The organism is Mycobacterium sp. (assembly GCF_039583785.1).
Taxonomy (GTDB): Bacteria; Actinomycetota; Actinomycetes; order Mycobacteriales; family Mycobacteriaceae; genus Mycobacterium.
In genome coordinates, this window is the sequence record NZ_JAVKSG010000205.1 from 1 (window position 1) to 1,654 (window position 1,654).

General features: G+C 65.3%; 2 protein-coding genes. One reads left to right on the forward strand and one right to left on the reverse strand.

Translation table 11 applies throughout. The features are described 5' to 3' along the window. Positions 1-29 precede the first annotated feature (29 nt). On the reverse strand, positions 30-362 hold the full coding sequence (locus tag ABDV69_RS21405) for a hypothetical protein (RefSeq protein ID WP_343577845.1): 333 nt from the start codon (positions 360-362) through the stop codon (positions 30-32). Positions 363-461: 99 nt separating this feature from the next. Between ABDV69_RS21405 and ABDV69_RS21410 the strand changes: the two genes are divergently transcribed. Beyond that, positions 462-1,625, forward strand: coding sequence for an IS630 family transposase (locus ABDV69_RS21410; protein WP_343577847.1), 1,164 nt, complete (start codon positions 462-464; stop codon positions 1,623-1,625). Positions 1,626-1,654: the final 29 nt, after the last annotated feature.

The window sequence follows — 1,654 nt, forward strand, 5'->3', positions numbered from 1 at the left end:
AGTGGTCTCGTTCGTAAGTTCGTCGGGGGTCATCTCCAGGCGGTCGGGTCGGTGAGGTAGAGGCCGCAAGCGGTGTCGAGGGCGTCTTCGGGTGGGCCGGCGGTGTGGCCGCTGGGCAGGACCGAGTCTTGGTAGCCGTTGTTGCTGGCCAGGTAGATCGCGAATCCCCATCGGGCGGCTGATCCGCCATAGCGCAGCCGCATCAGGGGCATGGTGTCGCCGTCGGGCATGGTTGCGGTGACGTAGGCGAACGCGCCGCGAAACCGGACGTCGACCCCGGCCAGTTGCGGCCACCGTTGGCGGGCGCGGGCGGACAGCCGCTGCTGCAGGGATGTTTTCGTCGATGTGGGCGGTGCGGCCATGCTCACCGATCCTGCCGGATCAGCGTGTCGTTGACCACCATCCATCCCGTGACGGGTGAGGCTGAAGTGACCAATGATAACTCGTCGTGGAGCACCATAATGTCACCGGCCAGCACCGAACGGATCACATTGACCGGCTCGCAGCGCCGCGAACTGACCCGGATGATCCGGGCTGGACGCACCGAGCAACGGCTGGTGACGCGAGCCAAGATCGTGCTCGCCGCTGCTGCCGGCGAACCCAACGCACAGATCGCACGGCGGCTTGGGATCTGCGAGGACACCGTGCGCAAGTGGCGTCACCGCTGGTATGAGGCACCGGGGGTGGCATCGCTGGCCGATGCCAAGCGCTCGGGCCGCCGGCCGACGTTCACCGCTGTGCAAGTCGCCCAGGTCAAGGCGATGGCCTGCACACCACCGGCGGACACGGGGTTGCCACTGTCGCGGTGGAGCTGTCCGGAGCTGGCCCAACAGGCAATCGCCGACGAGATTTGCCGGTCGATCTCACCGGCGACCATCCGCCGGTGGCTGGCCGAGGACGCGCTCAAACCCTGGCAGTACCGGTCGTGGATCTTTATCACCGACCCCGACTTCGCCGCCAAGGCGGGGCGGGTGCTCGACCTCTACGACCGCACGTGGGAGGGCACACCATTGGGCGCAGGCGATTATGTGATCTCCGCCGACGAGAAGACCTCGATTCAGGCCCGCTGCCGTTGCCACCCCACCCTGGCGCCCGGCAAGTCCCGCACGATGCGGGTCAACCACGACTACGACCGCGGCGGCGCGCTGGCCTACCTGGCCGCCTACGACGTCCACCGAGGGAAAGTGTTCGGCCGCTGCGAGCCCACCACCGGCATTGAACCGTTTTACCGACTCGTCGAACAGGTCATGACCGCCGAACCCTACGCTTCAGCCGATCGGGTGTTTTGGATCGTCGACAACGGCTCCTCCCACCGCGGCCAAGCCGCGATCGACCGGCTCGCCGAGCAATACCCCAACGCGATCATGGTCCATACCCCGGTGCACGCCTCCTGGCTCAACCAGGTCGAAATCTACTTTTCCATTGTCCAACGAAAAGTAGTCTCGCCCAACGACTTCACTGACCTCACGGCGATCATCGACCGGCTGGCCAACTTCGAGACCCGCTACAATCAGACCGCCCGCCCATTCAAATGGAAGTTCACCACCACAGATCTCGACGAGCTACTGGACAGGATCGACCACTACAAGCCTCGTCACGATCCCGCTCAACCCCGTGCAGCGTGACCCCCGACGAAATTACGGGCGAGACCACT